General features: G+C 70.0%; 20 protein-coding genes. 11 read left to right on the top strand and 9 right to left on the bottom strand.

Translation table 11 applies throughout. The annotated features are described in order from the left end of the window. Nucleotides 1-31: 31 nt before the first annotated feature. Nucleotides 32-850, top strand: a complete 819-nt coding sequence (locus AC5677_RS20625; RefSeq protein WP_497189394.1) for a hypothetical protein — start codon at nt 32-34, stop codon at nt 848-850. 155 nt (nt 851-1,005) lie between these two features. Then, nucleotides 1,006-1,479, top strand: coding sequence for a VOC family protein (locus tag AC5677_RS20620; RefSeq protein ID WP_497189393.1), 474 nt, complete (start codon nt 1,006-1,008; stop codon nt 1,477-1,479). A 49-nt stretch (nt 1,480-1,528) separates the two neighbouring features. On the opposite strand, the gene AC5677_RS20615 is transcribed toward AC5677_RS20620, so the two are convergent. Further along, a complete protein-coding gene (locus AC5677_RS20615; RefSeq protein WP_497189392.1) occupies nt 1,529-2,098 on the bottom strand; it encodes a helix-turn-helix domain-containing protein in 570 nt (189 codons plus the stop codon). Nucleotides 2,099-2,233: 135 nt separating this feature from the next. Between AC5677_RS20615 and AC5677_RS20610 the strand changes: the two genes are divergently transcribed. Beyond that, nucleotides 2,234-3,157: an alpha/beta fold hydrolase gene (locus AC5677_RS20610; protein WP_497189391.1), complete on the top strand. Its 924-nt coding sequence runs from the start codon at nt 2,234-2,236 to the stop codon at nt 3,155-3,157. A 78-nt stretch (nt 3,158-3,235) separates the two neighbouring features. Here AC5677_RS20610 and AC5677_RS20605 read toward each other — a convergent pair whose 3' ends face one another. From AC5677_RS20605 to AC5677_RS20595, 3 genes are all read right to left on the bottom strand, one after another. Then, nucleotides 3,236-3,613, bottom strand: coding sequence for a hypothetical protein (locus AC5677_RS20605; protein WP_497189390.1), 378 nt, complete (start codon nt 3,611-3,613; stop codon nt 3,236-3,238). Between the two features lie 234 nt (nt 3,614-3,847). Further along, nucleotides 3,848-4,426, bottom strand: a complete 579-nt coding sequence (locus AC5677_RS20600) for a hypothetical protein (protein WP_497189389.1) — start codon at nt 4,424-4,426, stop codon at nt 3,848-3,850. Nucleotides 4,427-4,747: 321 nt separating this feature from the next. Beyond that, a complete protein-coding gene (locus AC5677_RS20595) occupies nt 4,748-4,972 on the bottom strand; it encodes a hypothetical protein (protein WP_497189388.1) in 225 nt (74 codons plus the stop codon). 217 nt (nt 4,973-5,189) lie between these two features. Between AC5677_RS20595 and AC5677_RS20590 the strand changes: the two genes are divergently transcribed. The 3 genes from AC5677_RS20590 (at nt 5,190) to AC5677_RS20580 (ending at nt 9,266) form a co-directional block, all read left to right on the top strand. Beyond that, nucleotides 5,190-5,672, top strand: coding sequence for a MarR family winged helix-turn-helix transcriptional regulator (locus tag AC5677_RS20590; RefSeq protein ID WP_497189387.1), 483 nt, complete (start codon nt 5,190-5,192; stop codon nt 5,670-5,672). 99 nt (nt 5,673-5,771) lie between these two features. Next, a complete protein-coding gene (locus AC5677_RS20585; RefSeq protein ID WP_497196700.1) occupies nt 5,772-8,267 on the top strand; it encodes an MFS transporter in 2,496 nt (831 codons plus the stop codon). Between the two features lie 156 nt (nt 8,268-8,423). Continuing rightward, nucleotides 8,424-9,266, top strand: a complete 843-nt coding sequence (locus tag AC5677_RS20580) for a YceI family protein (protein ID WP_497196476.1) — start codon at nt 8,424-8,426, stop codon at nt 9,264-9,266. A gap of 120 nt (nt 9,267-9,386) precedes the next feature. On the opposite strand, the gene AC5677_RS20575 is transcribed toward AC5677_RS20580, so the two are convergent. Continuing rightward, the gene (locus tag AC5677_RS20575; protein ID WP_497196475.1) at nt 9,387-9,986 is read right to left on the bottom strand and encodes an SUKH-4 family immunity protein; all 600 of its coding nucleotides are present in this window, start codon (nt 9,984-9,986) and stop codon (nt 9,387-9,389) included. Nucleotides 9,987-10,237: 251 nt separating this feature from the next. Here AC5677_RS20575 and AC5677_RS20570 point away from each other — a divergent pair, with 251 nt between their 5' ends. The 5 genes from AC5677_RS20570 (at nt 10,238) to AC5677_RS20550 (ending at nt 15,143) form a co-directional block, all read left to right on the top strand. After that, nucleotides 10,238-10,996 carry a DUF4232 domain-containing protein gene (locus AC5677_RS20570; protein ID WP_497196474.1) on the top strand — a complete coding sequence of 253 codons (759 nt, stop codon included), beginning with the start codon at nt 10,238-10,240 and terminating at the stop codon, nt 10,994-10,996. Nucleotides 10,997-11,082: 86 nt separating this feature from the next. Next, a complete protein-coding gene (locus tag AC5677_RS20565; protein ID WP_497196473.1) occupies nt 11,083-11,349 on the top strand; it encodes a hypothetical protein in 267 nt (88 codons plus the stop codon). A gap of 286 nt (nt 11,350-11,635) precedes the next feature. Then, a complete protein-coding gene (locus AC5677_RS20560) occupies nt 11,636-12,010 on the top strand; it encodes a hypothetical protein (RefSeq protein WP_497196472.1) in 375 nt (124 codons plus the stop codon). Nucleotides 12,011-12,308: 298 nt separating this feature from the next. Continuing rightward, entirely contained in the window at nt 12,309-12,806 is a 498-nt protein-coding gene (locus AC5677_RS20555; protein ID WP_497196471.1) for an anthrone oxygenase family protein, read from the top strand. Between the two features lie 204 nt (nt 12,807-13,010). Continuing rightward, complete coding sequence (locus tag AC5677_RS20550) at nt 13,011-15,143, top strand: tetratricopeptide repeat protein (protein WP_497196470.1); 2,133 nt, start codon at nt 13,011-13,013, stop codon at nt 15,141-15,143. 51 nt (nt 15,144-15,194) lie between these two features. On the opposite strand, the gene AC5677_RS20545 is transcribed toward AC5677_RS20550, so the two are convergent. From AC5677_RS20545 to AC5677_RS20530, 4 genes are all read right to left on the bottom strand, one after another. Continuing rightward, nucleotides 15,195-15,416, bottom strand: coding sequence for a hypothetical protein (locus AC5677_RS20545; RefSeq protein ID WP_497196469.1), 222 nt, complete (start codon nt 15,414-15,416; stop codon nt 15,195-15,197). 33 nt (nt 15,417-15,449) lie between these two features. Continuing rightward, the gene (locus tag AC5677_RS20540; protein WP_497196468.1) at nt 15,450-15,677 is read right to left on the bottom strand and encodes a DUF397 domain-containing protein; all 228 of its coding nucleotides are present in this window, start codon (nt 15,675-15,677) and stop codon (nt 15,450-15,452) included. Nucleotides 15,678-15,772: 95 nt separating this feature from the next. Beyond that, nucleotides 15,773-15,991: a DUF397 domain-containing protein gene (locus AC5677_RS20535; RefSeq protein WP_497196467.1), complete on the bottom strand. Its 219-nt coding sequence runs from the start codon at nt 15,989-15,991 to the stop codon at nt 15,773-15,775. Then, complete coding sequence (locus tag AC5677_RS20530) at nt 15,988-16,821, bottom strand: helix-turn-helix domain-containing protein (protein WP_497196466.1); 834 nt, start codon at nt 16,819-16,821, stop codon at nt 15,988-15,990. The genes AC5677_RS20535 and AC5677_RS20530 overlap by 4 nt, the downstream gene beginning before the upstream one ends. Nucleotides 16,822-16,991: the final 170 nt, after the last annotated feature.

Genomic DNA, 16,991 nt, shown 5'->3' with positions numbered 1-16,991 from the left:
GGCCCCCGGCTACCGCTGGGAGGTCCCCACCATGCGACGGACGACGACAGTTGCCTCCGCCTCGGCGACCGTACTGTGCCTGGGCGTCCTGCTCACCGGCTGCGGCAGCGCGGCCCCCAAAAGCTATGTCGCGCTCGGCGCGGCGGGCCCCGCCGACGGCCGGGCCCCGACGAACGCCCTGCCACCCAAGGGCAAGGTCGAGCTGACCCCCCTGGACGGCGACCGGGACAGCCGGAAAGCCGGCCATGACGGCACCGCCGCACACCCTTCCCACGGACGCCCCTCATCGGGCTCCCCCTCCGGGACGGACGCCGGCGGCACGGCCCCCTCGGACCTCACCGGGACCGCAGGCGGCGCGGACGGCAGCAGCGCCTCCCCCACCTCTCCCGGATCACCCGGCTCCTCGACGGCCCCCGGCTCCCCCGGACGCGACACCGGCAGCGGAGGAGGCAGCAGCGGCGGCAGCAGTGGCGGCACCGGCGGCGGCAGCCCCTCGCCCGCCCCCGAGCCCCCCTCCCCCACCATCCCCGCCGGCCCCGGCGCCCCCGCCGGCCTTCTGATCGGCAAGCCCGGCCTCGCGGACACCGACGTCCGCTGGTGCGAAAAGGTCAGCCTCGACCTCCTCAACACCGGCACCCGCAAGGTCACCGACGGCACCGTCACCTTCGGCACCCACATCATCGGCGCCCTCGGCGTCGACTGGTCCACCATCGACTCCACCCACGAACTCCCGCTGCCCCTCGCCCCCGGCGAGAAGAGGACCGGCACCTGGCGGGTGTGCGTGGACGCCTGGCGGGTGCCGCTCGGGATGCACCTCGACACCAAGGACGTGACGTTCCACTGGGATTGACGACGGCCCGGCACGGGCCGGGGCGAGGGCGGGGCAGGGCCGGGGGCAGGGCCGGGCCGGGATTTCCTCCCGATGGCCGATGAGTTCCGCCCGTCACGACGGTCAGTACTGCTACAGACGACCGCCGACCCGGCCGACCCGCGCCAGGAGGACCCATGCCCCAGATCACGCCCAACCTCTGGTTCGACACCCAGAGCGTGGAGGCCGCCGAGTTCTATGTCTCGGTGTTCCCGAACTCGAAGATCAAGAACATCTCCTACTACACCGAGGCCGGACCGCGCCCGGCCGGCTCCGTCCTGACCGTCGACTTCGTCCTCGACGGCAAGGAATTCACCGCGATCAACGGCGGCCCCGAGTTCACCTTCGACGAGGCGGTCTCGTTCATGATCACCTGCGCCGACCAGGAGGAGATCGACCACTACTGGAACAAGCTCTCCGAAGGCGGCGAGGAGGGCCCGTGCGGCTGGCTGAAGGACAGGTTCGGCCTGTCCTGGCAGGTCGTCCCCACCGGGATGGCCGAGGTGATGAGCGGCCCGGACCAGGGCCGCGCCACCCGGGCCATGCGGGCCATGCTCGGCATGAAGAAGATCGACATGGCGGCGCTGCAGGCGGCGGCCGACGGACAGTAGCGAAAAGCGGGCCCGGCCCCGCACGTCCGGGCCCGCCGCACGCCCCGGCTCAGCCGCCGTCCTCGGCCCGCCCGTCGGGTGCGCCCGGGGAGGGCGCGCGGGCGGGGAAGAGGACCGGGCTGAGCAGATACCGCATGCGTTCGGGAGAGGGCTCCTGGCCCATCCGGGACACGATCGCCGCGCGCATCTCGCCGATCATCTCGGTGAGTTCCGGCCGGCTCAGCCAGAGCGCATGCTGCCGGAAGCCCACCAGGTCGGCGGCCGGGTCGGCGCCGTCCTGGTCGAGGTAGGCGTTGAACTCCGCCAGCAGGGTGGCCATGGCCACGGCGAACCCCCGGCGGTAGTCCTCCGACGACATCGACCCGGCCGCATCGGCGTCGATCACCGCCCGGTCGCGGTGCAGCCGGTAGCGGCGCTCGACGGAGCCGCGCACCCGCTGTTCGTCCTCCACCAGCAGCAGTCCGCCGTCGGCCAGGAGACCGACGTGCCGGTAGACGGTGGCCTTCGACACGTCGGGCAGCAGGGCGCAGAGCTCGGTGGTCGTACGCGTCCGTCCGTCGTACATGGCGTGCACGATGCGCAGCCGCACCGGGTGCAGGAGCAGATCAACGGTTTCCATGGACACATCTTCTCAGCTTCGATACTTTTCTCAACATTGAGAATCACCTTTCTCGAATCTGAGAATGACCGCTCCGAGAAGGAACGTGCCCGGCCGAGGCGGCCGAGCCCGTCCATGAGATGCGAGGGACCCACCATGCCGCACCCATCGCCCGCAGCCCGGCCCGAAGCCGCCCCCTCCCCGCCTCCGCTGGGGCGCCTGTACGACGTCCGGGGCCGGCGGCTGATGCTGCACCGCTCCGGCACCGGGGGCCCGTCAGTGGTGTTCCTGCCGGGCGCCGGACTGGTCGGCCTGGACTACCTGAACACCCACGACCGGACGGCCGGGCTGACCACCAGCGTGCTCTACGACCGCGCCGGCACCGGCTGGAGCGACGGGCTGGAGCTGCTGCCCCGGACCGCCGCCGAGGTCGCCGACGAACTCCGCGACCTGCTGCGCGCCGCCGATGTGCCCGCCCCCTATGTACTGGTGGGCCACTCCCTGGGCGGCGCCTACGCCAGGCGCTACGCGCAGCGCTTCCCCGACGAGGTGGCCGGCCTGCTCCTGCTGGACCCCTTCCACGAGGACCTCCACGATAGGGGCCCCCAGGAAGCGCGGGAGAAGCTGGCGCAGATGCACGACCAGGAGGTGCCGGAGGCGACGGAGGAGCAGCTCCAGCAGGCCCGGGAGCAGGCCGCACCACTCTTCGCGAAGTGGCCGGAAGCCGTCCGTGAGCCGCTCATCGAACACCACCTCGCGTCGTGGAAGACCGGCCTGTACGAGAACCGCAACGTCTACGACGAGGTCGCCGGTGAACTCCGGCACGCACCGGCCCTCCCCGACGTGCCACTGATCGTGATCACCGTGCTGGGCCACGACGCCACCCAGGCTCAGCTGTGGTCCGAGGAAACGCTGCGGGCGATCAACAGCGCCAAGGCCGCCCTGCACGCACAGCTCGCCGCCTCCGTCCCGCGCGGCGAGCACCGCACCCTGGACGACGCCGGCCACGGCTGGCTCCACGAGGAGCGCCCGGACGCCGTCCTCCAGGCGATCACCGACCTGCTGCGCACGGCGGGGTGACGCGGGCTCCGGGCGCCGCGACGGGGCGGCGGCCGCCGGGGCCCGTCGCGGCGGGCGGGCCGTCCGGCACCGGCTGCGTCAGGCTCGGTAGAGCGCCTCTTCGAGGCGGCTCTTCACGACCTCTTCGTACCTGCGGCCCGCGCGCTTGTCTCCGTGCCGGTTGGCGGCCAGGGCCTCTTGGGCGTTGTCCTCGGACTCCCTCAGGAGGTCCCGCACCCGCTCCCGGTGAGGGGCGTTCCGGCATGCCGGGAGGGCGGGGCGGATCGCCTTGACGGTGGCGTAGTTGTACCTCGCGGCCTCTTTTGCGTCCCCGTTCTTGCTGGACATGAGGGCGTAGTAATTCCGCGAATTGGCATGGCCGATCCTGCTCTTGCACTCCGATGCGGCAGCGGCGGGCTGGGCCGCGGCGAGAGGGAGGACGAAGGTGGCGGCGGTCAGTGCGAGCGTCGTGGCCACCCCTGCCGTCCTGACGTTCCCCGTTTTTCCGCGCACGTGATCCTCCCTGGATTCCGGGCCGCCTGCCGGGCCCGTGACGGTCGCCAGTGGTCGTCCGGCGGCCCTCAACGATGCCGAGCCCGGCGAACCGGCCGCATCCTCTTCAGGTCGGAGGACGCTCCCCCGCGAGGGGGAGCGTCGGCCCCGGACCCGGAGCGCGGGAGAGCGCCCGCCCGGACCGGGCGGGAGCGGGGCTCAGGGGTGCCAGATCTCCTTGATGCTCTTCACCTTGCCCTCGCCGTCCAGCGTGATGTCGTAGATGTTCCCGGAGCAGGTGTACGGCGCCTTGACGGCGCTCATGTCGGTCATGCAGTCGCTGACGTGGTTCCACAGCTCTCCGACGACCACCGACTTGAAGGAACCGGGTCCGGTGGACACTTCCGCCTTCACGTCTCCCGGGGAGAACAGGTAGTACTTCGCCGCGCCCTGGCCGTGGTAGATCCAGTCGTTGGGCGTGCAGGTCGGCTTGGCGTCCTTGGCGGTCATCGAGTCCTGCCGCGGCGGCGTGGCGATCTCGATCATCTTGTGCCCGGCCGGCAGCTTCGGCGGCCGGCCGCAGTCGCCGGCGCCGGGACCGCGGGAGGAGTCGTCACCCTGGCTCGGGTCCGCCGACGGCCGGGCGGACTGGGACGGCCGGGCGGACTGGGACGGCTGAGCCGATGCCGACGGGCGGGCGGAGGCTCCGGGGTCCGCGGCGTCCCCGCCGGGCGCGTCCTCCGGGCCGCAGGCGGTGACGCCGGCTCCGAGCAGGCCGACAAGACCAAGAGTGCACATGAGACGCCGAGTTGACTTCACGCCAATTCCCCCGATGGCTGAAAAATATCGCAATCACGTTTGATTGCTGATGTGTTGTACACGAGGAGGCGAGCCGTTGGCCAATTAGCGCGGGCCCGGCGCCTACGGCGTACGACAGCGTGCCCGGCGGGATCAAAAAAGCGGCCCCGCTGCCTGTCGACAGCGGGGCGAGAGACCTGCAAGGGGTCGTGGTCCGGAGGGGTCGGCCGGGGGGCCGGACGAGTCCGGGCGGGCTCGGCGAGGTGGGGGCGCCCGGTGGGCCCGTACGCGTCCGCGCCCAGGGCCTGCGGGACGGGCTTCCTAGCCCAGCGCCAGATAAGCCGCCCCCGCCACCACCAGAATCGCGACGATCACGCCCACGATGAGGCCCACGCGCGCCCCGCCCCCGCCCTGCTGCGGCGCCGCCGCGCGACGGCCCTCGGGGCCCTGAGGGGTGCCGCCCTCGTCCACGAAGGCGCGGAACATCTGGGTGCTGCCCGCCGGGTCGTAGTTGCCGCCGGCCTGGTTCTGGGGGTTGGTCGCCATGAGGAAGGACCCTAGCGAATCGCGCCCCTCAGGGGCACCCCCGTGGCGAGAACCCACATGACCTGCACCTTTACCCCACCGGACGGGGCCAGTGACGGCGCCGCGCGCCAGACTTTTCGTTCCCTTTACCCCGGACGCCCGAAACAAGTTTGCCTTCAGCAACCAACATAATCTATGGTTGCCTCAAGCAACAAAGACAGGAAGCGTGGAGGAGCCAGTGGCCGCTCGGAGTCAGTACGAAGAGCTGGCCAGGCAACTCAGTGCCATCGGTGCCGTCAAGCGCGAAATGGGGCGGATCCTGCCCCAGGACTGCCCGCCCGCATCGGCCGGCGTGCTCACCCTCCTCGACCGGCACGGCGAGATGCGGATGAGCCAGCTCGCCGAGCTGCTCGCGATCGACATGTCGGTGACCAGCCGGCACGTCGCCCACGTCTGCGAGCGCGGCTGGATCGAGCGCAAGCCCGATCCGGCGGACAAGCGGTCGCGGCTGCTGCGCCTGACCCCGAGCGGCCGAGAGGTCCTCGCGGAGCTCTCCGAGCGCTACACACAGACCCTCGCCCGGTATCTGGACGACTGGACCGACACCGACGTCGGGCACCTCGTCGAGCTGCTCGCCAGGCTCCGCACAAGCTTCGGCGACTGCCGCACCCGGGCCCATCACGAACCCTTCCACCCCCTCACCCGTACGCCCGCAGGCTGAACAGGAAAAAGGAACTACATGGCTACGACCACACCAGCAGGTGTGCGGGGCGGCCACGCCAAGCACGGAGGCGGACACGGCGCCTCCGACGGGGCCCCCATGACGCACCGTCAGATCATGGAGGCGCTGTCCGGGCTGCTGCTCGGCATGTTCGTCGCCATCCTGTCCTCGACGATCGTCTCGAACGCGCTGCCCGAGATCATCCATGACCTCGACGGCGGCCAGAGCGCCTACACCTGGGTCGTCACCGCCGCGCTGCTGGCGATGACCGCGACCACCCCGCTGTGGGGCAAGCTCTCCGACCTCTTCAGCAAGAAGCTGCTGGTGCAGTTCGCGCTGATCATCTACGTCGCGGGTTCGGTCGTCGCCGGCCTCTCGCAGAACACCGGCATGCTGATCGCCTGCCGTGTGGTGCAGGGCATAGGCGTGGGCGGTCTGTCCGCCCTGGCCCAGATCGTCATGGCCGCGATGATCTCGCCGCGCGAGCGCGGCCGGTACAGCGGCTACCTCGGCGCCGTCTTCGCGGTCGCCACCGTCGGCGGCCCGCTGCTCGGCGGCGTCATCACCGACACCAGCTGGCTCGGCTGGCGCTGGTGCTTCTACGTGGGTGTGCCGTTCGCGGTCATCGCCCTGATCGTGCTCCAGAAGACCCTGAAGCTGCCCGTCGTCAAGCGCGAGGGCGTCAAGGTCGACTGGGCGGGTGCCTTCTTCATCAGCGCGGCGGTCTCGCTGCTGCTGGTGTGGGTGACGCTGGCCGGCGACAAGTACGACTGGATGTCGTGGCAGACCGCCGCCATGGTCGGCGGCGCGGTGGTGCTCGGCGCGGTCTTCATCTTCGTCGAGTCCAAGGCCAAGGAGCCGATCGTCCCGCTGCGGCTGTTCCGCAACAAGACGATCACCCTCGCCTCGCTGGCCTCGCTGTTCGTCGGTATCGCGATGTTCACCGGCACCGTCTTCTTCAGCCAGTACTTCCAGCTGGCGCGCGGCAAGACGCCGACCATGTCGGGCATCATGACGATCCCGATGATCGGTGGCCTGTTCATCTCCTCGACCGTCTCCGGCCAGATCATCACCAAGACCGGCCGCTGGAAGGCCTGGCTGGTCTCCGGTGGTGTGCTGCTGACCGCCGGTCTGGGCCTGCTGGGCACCATCCGCTACGACACCGAGTACTGGCACATCGCGATCTTCATGGCGCTGATGGGTCTCGGCATCGGCATGATGATGCAGAACCTGGTCCTCGCCACGCAGAACCAGGTCGCCCCCGAGGACCTCGGCTCCGCCTCGTCCCTCGTGACGTTCTTCCGCTCCCTCGGTGGTGCGGTGGGCGTCTCGGCCCTCGGTGCGGTGCTCGCCAACCGCGTCACCCACTACGTCAAGGACGGGCTGGCCGAACTCGGCCCCAAGGCCGCCAAGGCCGCCGCACACGGCGCCGGCAACAGCGGCGGCGGCATCCCGGACCTGGACGCCCTCCCGGCGCCGCTGCGCACCGTCATGGAGAGCGCCTACGGTCACGGTGTCGCCGATGTGTTCCTCTACGCGGCGCCCTGCGCGCTGCTCGCCTTCCTCTTCACCCTGTTCATCAAGGAGGTCGCGTTGAAGACGCGTGGCGGACTGTCCCAGAGCGCGGAGAAGGCCGAGGCCGCCTCCGCACCGGCCACCACCCCTGCCGCCGCCGCGGCGCCGGCCGAGGAGCTCGAGCCCGCCCTGGTGGGCGCGCCCCTCACCTCGGACGACGACGCACACACCCCCTCCTGGGCACAGCCCGCCGTCGCGGCGGCCGCCCAGCCGCTGGCCGCGTATGCCTCCGCCGGCGGCGACGGCGCCCCGGCCGGCCCCGCCATCCACGGCTTCGTCCGTAACGCGGAGGGCAACCCCGTACCCCGCTCGGCCGTCACGCTGATCTCGCTCAGCGGCCGCCAGCTGGGCCGCGCGGTCGCCCAGGCCAACGGCTCGTACGTGCTCAACGCCCCCGGCGCCGGGTCGTACGTCCTGATCGCCGCGGCCGACGGCCACCAGCCGCAGGCCTCCACGGTCGTCGTCGGCGAGACGCCCTTCGGCTACGACATCCTGCTCAGCGGCACCAGCGGCCTCGGCGGCCTGGTCCGCAGCGCGGTCACCGGCCAGCCGGTCAACGGCGCGATGGTCGTCGTCACGGACGTCCGCGGCGAGGTGCTGGCCACCGGCAAGACCAACGCCGAGGGCTACTTCGCCTTCGACGAGCTGGCGCCCGGCACCTTCACCGTCGCCGTGAACGCCGCCGACTACCGCCCCGCCGCGCTGCCGGTCGAGGTCGGCGGCCAGGGCACGACCCGTATCGAGGTCGAGCTGCTCTCCGGCGCACGGGTCCAGGGCGTCGTCCGGGCGGGTGCCCAGCGCACCCCGCTGCCCGACGCCCGCGTCACACTGGTGGACGCGGCGGGCAACGTCGTGGCCACCTCGACCACCGGGGAGGACGGCGCCTACGCCTTCACCGACCTGGATGCCGGCGACTACACGGTCATCGCGAGCGGCTACCCGCCGGTCGCCACCGGCCTTGCGGTCGACGCCCGCGGGGTCGACGGTTACGACGTCGAGCTCGCCCACCCGGGGGAGTAGCCCCCTCAATGCCCCGGTCCGGGGCGCGCTTTGAGCGGAGACGCGCACCGGACCGGACCCCAGGGCTCCGGCGGCGGCGCTGCGCACAGGCAGGGGACGGCCTGCACGCCGCCGTCCGGAGCCCGATCATGTACCGAGCAACAAACGGGAGACGTAATGACTTCGAGCGGCGCGGGAGCTGCCGGACTGCGGGCCCAGGTCCGCACGCGGGACGGCTGGGCGGTCCAGCACGCCGTAATGACCGTCACCGACATGACGGGCGCGCAGGTGCTGCGCGCCTCCGCCGACGAGGAAGGCGCCGTCCGCAGTGAAGCGCCGCTGCCGGCCGGCCCGTACACGGTCATCGTGACCGCCGTCGGCTACGCCCCGGTCGCCTCCAGCGCGATCGTGACGGCGAGCGGCCGGATGGACGTGGGCACGGTCGTCCTGGCCCGCCAGGGCGGGGCCGAGCTGCCGCCGCCCGGCGCCTGGACCATCGACCCGATGCACTCCACCGTGGGCGCGGTCGCCCAGCACCTGGGCATCTCCAGCGTGCACGGCCGGTTCACGGAGTTCAGCGGCCGGATCGAGATCGCCGAGGTCCTGGAGAAGTCGGTGGTCGAGGCGTCCATCAAGGCCGCCTCCATCGACACCGGCAACGGCATGCGCGACGGCCATCTGCGCTCCGAGGACTTCCTGAACGTCGAGGAGTACCCCGAGCTCACCTACCGCAGCACCGGCCTGTCCGCGGCCGGCCCGGACCGCTGGACGGTCCACGGCGACCTCTCCCTGCACGGCGTCGTACGCCCCGTCGACCTCGACCTGAGCTACCTCGGCACCGGCCCCGACCCGTGGGGCGGCGTCCGCGCCGCCTTCCGCGCCACGGCCGAGCTGCGCCGCGAGGACTTCAAGATGAACTACAACCAGGTCGTTGCGGCCGGCATCGCGGCCATCGGGACGACGCTGAAGGTCGAACTGGACATCCAGGCGGTGCAGGGCGAGAGCCTGCCGATGGGCTGACCGGCGACGCGCCGCGGCGGCGGCCCCGCGGCTCGGGCGGGCCGCCGCCACGCCCCTGGCGGCGGCCCGCCCGTCTCCGCACCGTCGGCCCGTCTCTCCCGCAGCTCCTGCTCGTCTCTCCTACTCGTCCTCCAGCATGGCGAAAACCTTCTCCCACAAGGCGGATTCGACCGCTGGATCGAGTATCTCGACCGCCTGCCGGAACAGCCCGAGGGCCTCCGGCCGCCACGGTCCCGCGAGCGGCTGCGCGAACTTCGTGGCCAGTCCCAGCGCCCCGGCCAGGACCGGCAGGGAGGAGTGCACCTCTCCGGCGTAACCACTGGCGTGGTCCCAGCCGTTCGGGTCGTAGAGGTCGATCCTTCCGGCCACGCCGTCCAGCATCAGCGCGTACCCCTCGTACTCACCGAACCGGAAGGCGTACTTCCGCGGCGGTGAGTCGTCGTCGGGCGTCCGCCGCCCGAACAGCTCGTCCGGATCCTCCGCCCGCGGCCCGTCCTCGTCCCTGAGCTCACACGAGTCGAACTCGAAGGCGTCCAGGAACCATTCGATCCGGACCGCCGGGAAGCCGACCGTGGTCAGGAACTTCCTGGTCTCCTCGTGCTCCAGCCGCTCCGGCAGCTCCGACTCCTCGGGCCGCCAGAGCGAACCCGCGCCGAAACAGGACTCCAGCCACTGCGCCGTCGGATTCCCGGCCTCGGCGATCCACGCGTCCACATCCACTTTTCCCCCTGATAAACGCTGATCCCCACTGCACAACGCCACCCCTGCCCTCGCGGCTTCTCCGAACCTACAACGGGCCACTGACAGTCGGCCGCGGCCGGGTTCTTCGGATTCTCCTTGGCGTCATTTCCCCTGCTCACAGCCGTGTTAGCCGGACGTTAGCGGAGCGGCAGCCGCGCGACAGGGGCCCCGGGCAGAGTGGGTGACGTACCGAGGAGATCACGACACCGACTGCCCCCGGGGGACCCGAAATGAGCTCCAGCACCACTGCCCGCACCGCTCGCCGCCGCACCCTGCGCGTTGCCGTCGCGGCCCTGACCGCAGCCGCCGGCCTCACCCTGACCGCCTGCTCCGGCTCGGACGCCGCCGACGCGAAGCCCGCGGGCCAGAGCCAGGGCCAGGCTGGGGCGAGCAAGCCCATCGCCGAGTCCGGCGGCACGGACTCCTCCGCCGGATCCCAGGGCTCCGACGCCAAGGCGGACCCCGGTGCCAAGCCCGACACCAACGCGGGCGCCGCGGGCAAGCAGGCCGGCAAGCAGTCGGGCGGCGGGCAGGCCGCCAACAACGGTGGCACGGCGGGCTCGGGGACCCAGCGCTGCCACACCTCCGGCCTGAAGGCGGTGTTCGCCACGGGCGAGGATGCGGCCCCGGACCCGGACGCGGCCGGCGCGACGACCACCAGCGTCGTGCTGACCAACAAGGGCAGCAGCGCCTGCGTGATCGGCGGCTTCGCGGGCGTGGACCTCAAGTCCGAGAACGGCGGCGAGCGCTGGTCGCTGGCCCGCTCGTCGGCCAAGCACGGCTCGATCACCCTGCAGCCCGGCGACAGCACCGACTTCACGATCAACGTCGCCATGACCAAGGAGGACAAGGGCTTCTACCAGCCCGCCTTCGCGGACATCACCCCGCCCAACGAGACCAAGTCGATCACCATCAAGTGGCCCTGGGGCACGCTCGTCGACCAGCGCGCCGCCACCCACCCGGCCACCTTCGTCAACCCCATCGGCTGACCACCCGGGCACCTCCCTGGGCACGAGCCGAGCACAACTCTGAGCCGGACCAGCTCAGAACGCGAAGGACGAACGAGGAGACAACCATGAAGTCGTTGAAGTCGTTGAAGTCGTTACGCACTCGCATCGGCGTCGGTCTCGCCGTCGGTGCCGCAGCGGTCGCCATTCCGCTGACCGCCACCACCGCCTCCGCCGCGCCGCCGCCCGGCGATGGCTGGGTCCCCGTCGGTGCCGAGAGGTACCCCTCGAAGGCGGCGTGCGAAGCGACCGAACTCCCCTACGCCCAGGCGAACGGATACCACGAGGTGTGGTGCGACGACAGCGAAGCCATCATGCCCATCTACAACCGCTGACCACTCTCCGCCCGGCGAGGCCCCGTCCCGCCGGCGCTGCGCCAAGAAAGTCCGCTGTGCAAGGGCCGTGCAGGGGCCGTGAGGCTGCCCGCCATGCACGGCCGCCCCTAGCACACGCCCCGCTCCCCCGCCCCCGATTTCGGTCCAGAACGAATAGATGGTGCGACCCCGGCGACTCGGGCAAACTGCCTCTCGCGACGACGGGTACGGCCCCTCGCACCGCATCCGCGACAGGAGGCCCGTGCGCCACGTCGTGCACCACGACCACGAAAACAGGGGGAACACCATGCGAAAGATCGCCAAGGCCGCCGCGGCCCTCGCCTTCGCGGCCGGCGCGCTGACCGCCACCGCCACCAGCGCCAACGCCGCCCAGGCGGCCGGCACCGTCCACGGCTGCCCGTCCGGAGCCTTCTGCATCTACCCGCAGAACGCCGGCTGGAACAACGACCGCCCGTCGAACACCTACTACTCCTACGGCGCCCACAACCTGTCCAACCAGGTCGGGAACCACATGATCTTCAACAACCAGACCGGCGGCGCCTGGGTACGCACCTGCACCGGCTACAACGGCTCCGGCGACTGCCAGGGCTGGATGGCCGCCGGCCAGTACTTCGTCAAGGACCTGACGCCGATCAACTCGGTGCTGCTGATCCGCCAGTGATCTCCCGCAGGCGCCCCGGCGGGCGCCCCAGGTGAAACGGGCCGGAACTCCTCCTGGAGTTCCGGCCCGCGCCGTCGTCATGGCGCCCACGCCCAAGAGCCCGCCGCGCGCCGCCATCCCTCATGACCGGCGCCACGCGCCCGGCATTCGACCCCTTCGAAGAGCCAGCACGCCGCGGACCGCCCCCGCGCGCCGGTCCCTGAACGGCCGGACAAGTCCCAAGTACCGCACGTACCTCGCACGAGGGCCATAACAGACAGTTCTGGATTCCAGAAGATGCCCCGCAACCCTTGCCTTCATGCGCATCAGAATCGTCCACGGACTCGCCCTGCTCTCCACCGGCCTCCTCGCCGGCGCGTTCGGCTACGGCGCGGCCAATCTCGTCCCCACCTTCAATGCCGTACCGCTCGGAATGCGGCTGTCGTTCCATGCCGAGCTGATGAAGATGAACGGCATCACCATGCAGGCGGCAATGGGCACGGCGTTCCTCAGCTCCCTGGCCCTCGCCGTCCTGACGGGCGGCCGCGCCCGTCTGATCGCGGGTGCGGCAAGTCTGCTGACCCTCGCTTCCTTCCTGATAACCCGGTTCGGCAATGTGCCGATCAACGGACAGATCAAGCGATGGGCGGTTACCTCGGCCCCGGCCGGGCACGCAGAGATCCTGGGGCGCTGGGAGTTGTTCAACAACATGCGCACGCTCACCGCCCTCGCCGCGTTTGGCCTGCTGATCGTCCTCGCCGTCCGCGGGCTCCGTCCGGTCATCCGCCCCGAACACGACCGGGCGGACCAGTCCTAGTTCATGGTCATCTCGGGAGTTTCGGTTGGGCAGTTGGGCGGCTGACTAGTGTGGAACGAAGGAGTTGCAGCTGGGGGAAGGGCAGGCTCGCGGATCCGCAGAGAGCCGCGTCGGCGGACGCGGCAGGAGCGACTCGGGCGCCTTGTCGGCGGACGCGGCGCGGCAGCGCACCGCATTCCTCCGTGACCGGATTTGGGGGGATGGATGAGCGGCAGCTATGACGCCTGGGCCGAGGGCCAGGGCCGCGTCTATCAGGCTTCTGGTGATCAGCACATCACCGAACACCATCATCACGGCCCGGATTGGTCGGGGCCGGACTCCGTGCGTCATCCCGCGGTCGGTCGTGCGCCTGTGGTGCTGCGGGACCGCGCCGGGGAGATGGACCGCCTGCGTGCCGCCGTCGAACCGGGCGTCGCCAACCGCGTCTACGTCCTCCATGGCCTGGGCGGCTGCGGCAAGACCGCCGTCGCCTACACCCTCTTCCAGCACGCCACCGGCCAGGCCGGCCGCATCGGCCTGTGGGTCAACGCCTCCGACCCCGCCTCCTTACGCGCCGGCATGCTCGCCGTCGCAGCGGACCGAGGCGCCTCCGACGGCGAACTGATGGGCGCCCGCAGCGGACTGCGCCCCGCCGCCGACCTCGTCTGGCACTACCTCGACCGCTCCGACCAGCCCTGGCTGCTGGTCCTCGACAACGCCGACACCCCCGCCATCCTCCGCGACGGCGGCTGGCTGCGCACCAGCCCCACCGGCACCGTCGTCGTCACCACCCGGCAAGCGGCGGCCCACTGGTGGCCCGGCGCCGAACTCCTCCAATTCGGCGTGCTGCCAAGGGAAGAGGCCGCGCTCGTCCTGCGGGACTTGGCACCGCACGCGGGGTCGGTCGAAGACGCCGCGCAGGTCGCCGACCGGCTCGGACGGCTGCCCTTGGCGCTCACCCTCGCCGGCGGCTTCCTCGCCCACCAGGTCATCGACCCCTGGACCCTCGCCGACTACGGCCGCTGTCTCGACAGCGGCACCGGCCTCGACCCCATCGAACTCATCGACCAGGGCGCCCCCGCCGTCGGCAACGACTCCCGCCACCTGCTCACCCGCACCTGGCAACTCTCCCTCGACGCCCTCACCTCCCAACAACTCCCCGAAGCAGGCCACCTCCTGCGCCTCCTCGCCTGCTGGGCCAACGACCCCCTGCCCCTGTCGATCCTCTCCGGCGCCGAACTCGGCCCCCAACTCGCTGCCGCTCGCGTCGAAACAGCCCTCCGCGGACTCCTCGACCACTCCCTCACCGAACTCGTCTCCCGCGGAATCCGCTGCCTGCGCACCCACGGCGTCCTCCTCGACAGCGTCGCCCGCACCACCCCCACCGACCAACGAGAACACCTCACCGCCACAGCAGCTGGCTTGCTGCTCGCCGCACTACCCGAAGTCCCCGACCGCGGAGCGCAGGAACCTCGCGTTCGCCTGCTAGCACCTCATGCGATCGCTTTACTGAAGAGAACAATCCACTGGTCGACCAGTCAATCAGTGATAGAGACCGCAGCGGAGAGTGCGCTGCGTTTGATCACCGCTATCCACAGGTCTGGCGACTACGCGTCGGCTCTCACATTAGGCGGCGAAGCTGTGGCGCTAGCAGCAGCGGGACTGGGAAATGACCACGTCGCGGTTCTGAGGCTGCGCCTGCGTGTCGCGCGAACCCAATTTCGGCTCGGGCATTTCAATGAGTCCGAGACCCTTTGTCGGCAATTGCTTGAAGACTGCGAACGAACGCTGGGCCCTGATGCTCCGGAAACCTTAGAAGCGTGCTTGCGGCTATCGGGTCCGCTCGTCAACCTCGGCCAGGGGCCGGAAAGTGCCTCGCTGATTCGGCGGGCAGCGTTGGGGCGCACTCAGGCCTTCGGCCACTTGCACCCACTTACGCTCTCGGCTCGCTGCTACCTGCTAGGGGAAGCTGTGCAGCCAGACGATTTGGCAGCGGGTGCCACCTTGCTTGCCGACTGCCGACGCGAGATCGGCGAAGATCACTCAATCACGCTGGGAGTGAAGCTGACCTATGCGCTCGCCCTGCGCCGCGCCGGCCGACCTACCGAGGCTCTGCCGCACATCCGCGTAGCGTTTGAGAGTTTAACGAGAAGCTATGGCCCGGATTACCCTCTAACGTTGAACGCCCGAGAGAATCTGAGCGCGGTTCTGTTTGCTCTCGGTCGATATGCAGAGGCCACCGATCATGCAGAGGTGCTTGTAGTGGGTCGGACCAGAGTACTGGGGCCCACTCATCCCTGGACGCTTATCGCCAAGGAACTCGTAGGACAATGCCTACGCGCACAAAGCGGGACTTAACGCGATGGCGTTGAACACCACACCTGTTGGCGACTCCTCCACCACCCTCTGCTAGCGCATGTTCTTCTTGAACCCATCGAGAAACATCGCCAAGAGGAGTGAGCCAACGAGACCGGCCAGCGCGACGAGACTGGCCACCACCATCCCGAAGACCGCCCAGACCCCGGAGCCGTGCAGCAGGAGCAGGGCGAAGACGGTGATCCCAACGACGGTGAAGGTAAATAGAAATCCGAAGATCCCCGGAGCCCCTTGCAGGCCAGCGCGCCACGTCATATGTCCCCCAAACCTAATCGGCGTCCGACCTTGTCACTCATGGTCCCTACGCCCGGCGGTGAAGTCGCCCCGTCGCACCCCGGCGACGAAGTCCGCCAAGGCGGCCGACGAGATGCGTAGCCCCGGCCTGGGGTTCTTGGAGTCCCGCACGGGGACGACACCGGAGGGGGCCGCTGCGGGGACCCATTCGAGGCAGTCGCTGCCGTTATCGGCACCGCTGTAGCCGGACCTCACCCACGGGTGATGCCGGGGCGTGGTCACAGTGCCTCCATTAGCTCGCGAGTCAGATGGTCGGACGCGGCCGTCGATGATGCGCGCGGGCCGGGCCCCTGGTGGGGACCCGGCCCGAGTGCGCCTCAGACGGCGGGGGAGCCACCGTCCCGCCGAACCCTGCGAACGAAGGACGCCCAGGCACCGGACGAGAAGTGCAGCTCCGGGCCCGGGTTCTTGGAATCCCGTACGGGGACGACGCCGGAGGTCGCGGCGCCGGGGGCCCACTCAAGGCAGTCGCTGCCGTTCTCGGCACCGCTGTAGCTGGACTTCACCCACTTGCGAGCAACAGAGTCCGTAGTCACGTCAGAGCCTCCATCTGTCCCGTGATCAGGCGTGCGCTCTCCCTGGTGGAAAGAGCCTCCCCTGTCAGGCCATCGTAGGCACGCATCGCTTCCCGCACGTGCTCTGGGTCGTCGATAAACGCCACCGTGCGATATGCCTCAACGCAGATGATTGTCACGTGATTTGGCCCGGTGAGGAACCTGGCTCCGCCGTCGATGAACAGATGCGCCTCCGCGTCCAACGGCAGGACCTGAATCCGGATGGCGGCTTTGGCCCCGTGCGTCAGCAGCGCGGCGAGTTGCCCGCGCATGATGTCGCGAGTGCCGACCTGTCGGCGGATCACAGACTCGCAGAGCACGACGTGCACGTCGGGGGAGGGATCCCCTTTCAGAATTTCCTGCCTGGCCATCCTGGCAGCGACCGAAGCCCTGATCTCATCCTCACTCGCTCGCGGTGCCCCGCCACGGAGCAGCGTTCGGGCGTAGTCCGCCGTCTGGAGAAGGCCGGGCACGACCGTCGGAGACCACTGCCGTACGACTATCGCCTCCCGCTCTAGTGCCACCCGTCGTCGGTACTGCGCCGGAAAAGACTGCGCCACGATCTCCTCATACAGCCGCTTGAACAGCCCGTCCGTCGCAAACACCTGGTCCAGCAGCGGCGGCAGATCCGGCGGGATCGGGCCCGCGCATGTCTCCACACGGCTGACCGTCGACCTCGATGTCCGGAGCATTCGGGCCAACTGGCCCTGATTCAGCTGCCGTTCCGGGTACAGCTCCCTACCGTTCCGACACTCCTCGGCAAAACGTCGTCGCGGGTCCGACGCCTCGCCCTCGATTGCATCCCCATCCATAACTCCCCCTGACCACGGTTCTGGTCACGTACAGCGCGTCGGTGTTTCCCCAGGTCAGCCAGAGGCGCATATGCCCCGCTACTCAATCCACTGATCGGTCACCGAATAGCCCCAATGCTACCCATTCCTGACTCATCCTTGTAAGCAAATGGCCACACTGAGTGAGGAGT

Source organism: Streptomyces sp. JLSY215 (genome assembly GCF_059682825.1).
The sequence above is the reverse complement of the archived record's forward strand: the minus strand, read 5'-3'. Positions and strand labels throughout refer to the sequence as shown.

Excerpts from the sequence above, each read along its gene's own strand:
- AC5677_RS20625 (WP_497189394.1), top strand. The coding sequence starts at position 32 with ATGCGACGGACGACGACAGTTGCCTCCGCCTCGGCGACCGTACTGTGC.
- AC5677_RS20620 (WP_497189393.1), top strand. The coding sequence starts at position 1,006 with ATGCCCCAGATCACGCCCAACCTCTGGTTCGACACCCAGAGCGTGGAG.
- AC5677_RS20615 (WP_497189392.1), bottom strand. The coding sequence starts at position 2,098 with ATGGAAACCGTTGATCTGCTCCTGCACCCGGTGCGGCTGCGCATCGTG.
- AC5677_RS20610 (WP_497189391.1), top strand. The coding sequence starts at position 2,234 with ATGCCGCACCCATCGCCCGCAGCCCGGCCCGAAGCCGCCCCCTCCCCG.
- AC5677_RS20600 (WP_497189389.1), bottom strand. The coding sequence starts at position 4,426 with ATGTGCACTCTTGGTCTTGTCGGCCTGCTCGGAGCCGGCGTCACCGCC.
- AC5677_RS20595 (WP_497189388.1), bottom strand. The coding sequence starts at position 4,972 with ATGGCGACCAACCCCCAGAACCAGGCCGGCGGCAACTACGACCCGGCG.
- AC5677_RS20585 (WP_497196700.1), top strand. The coding sequence starts at position 5,772 with ATGACGCACCGTCAGATCATGGAGGCGCTGTCCGGGCTGCTGCTCGGC.
- AC5677_RS20580 (WP_497196476.1), top strand. The coding sequence starts at position 8,424 with ATGACTTCGAGCGGCGCGGGAGCTGCCGGACTGCGGGCCCAGGTCCGC.
- AC5677_RS20570 (WP_497196474.1), top strand. The coding sequence starts at position 10,238 with ATGAGCTCCAGCACCACTGCCCGCACCGCTCGCCGCCGCACCCTGCGC.
- AC5677_RS20565 (WP_497196473.1), top strand. The coding sequence starts at position 11,083 with ATGAAGTCGTTGAAGTCGTTGAAGTCGTTACGCACTCGCATCGGCGTC.
- AC5677_RS20560 (WP_497196472.1), top strand. The coding sequence starts at position 11,636 with ATGCGAAAGATCGCCAAGGCCGCCGCGGCCCTCGCCTTCGCGGCCGGC.
- AC5677_RS20555 (WP_497196471.1), top strand. The coding sequence starts at position 12,309 with ATGCGCATCAGAATCGTCCACGGACTCGCCCTGCTCTCCACCGGCCTC.
- AC5677_RS20550 (WP_497196470.1), top strand. The coding sequence starts at position 13,011 with ATGAGCGGCAGCTATGACGCCTGGGCCGAGGGCCAGGGCCGCGTCTAT.
- AC5677_RS20545 (WP_497196469.1), bottom strand. The coding sequence starts at position 15,416 with ATGACGTGGCGCGCTGGCCTGCAAGGGGCTCCGGGGATCTTCGGATTT.
- AC5677_RS20530 (WP_497196466.1), bottom strand. The coding sequence starts at position 16,821 with ATGGATGGGGATGCAATCGAGGGCGAGGCGTCGGACCCGCGACGACGT.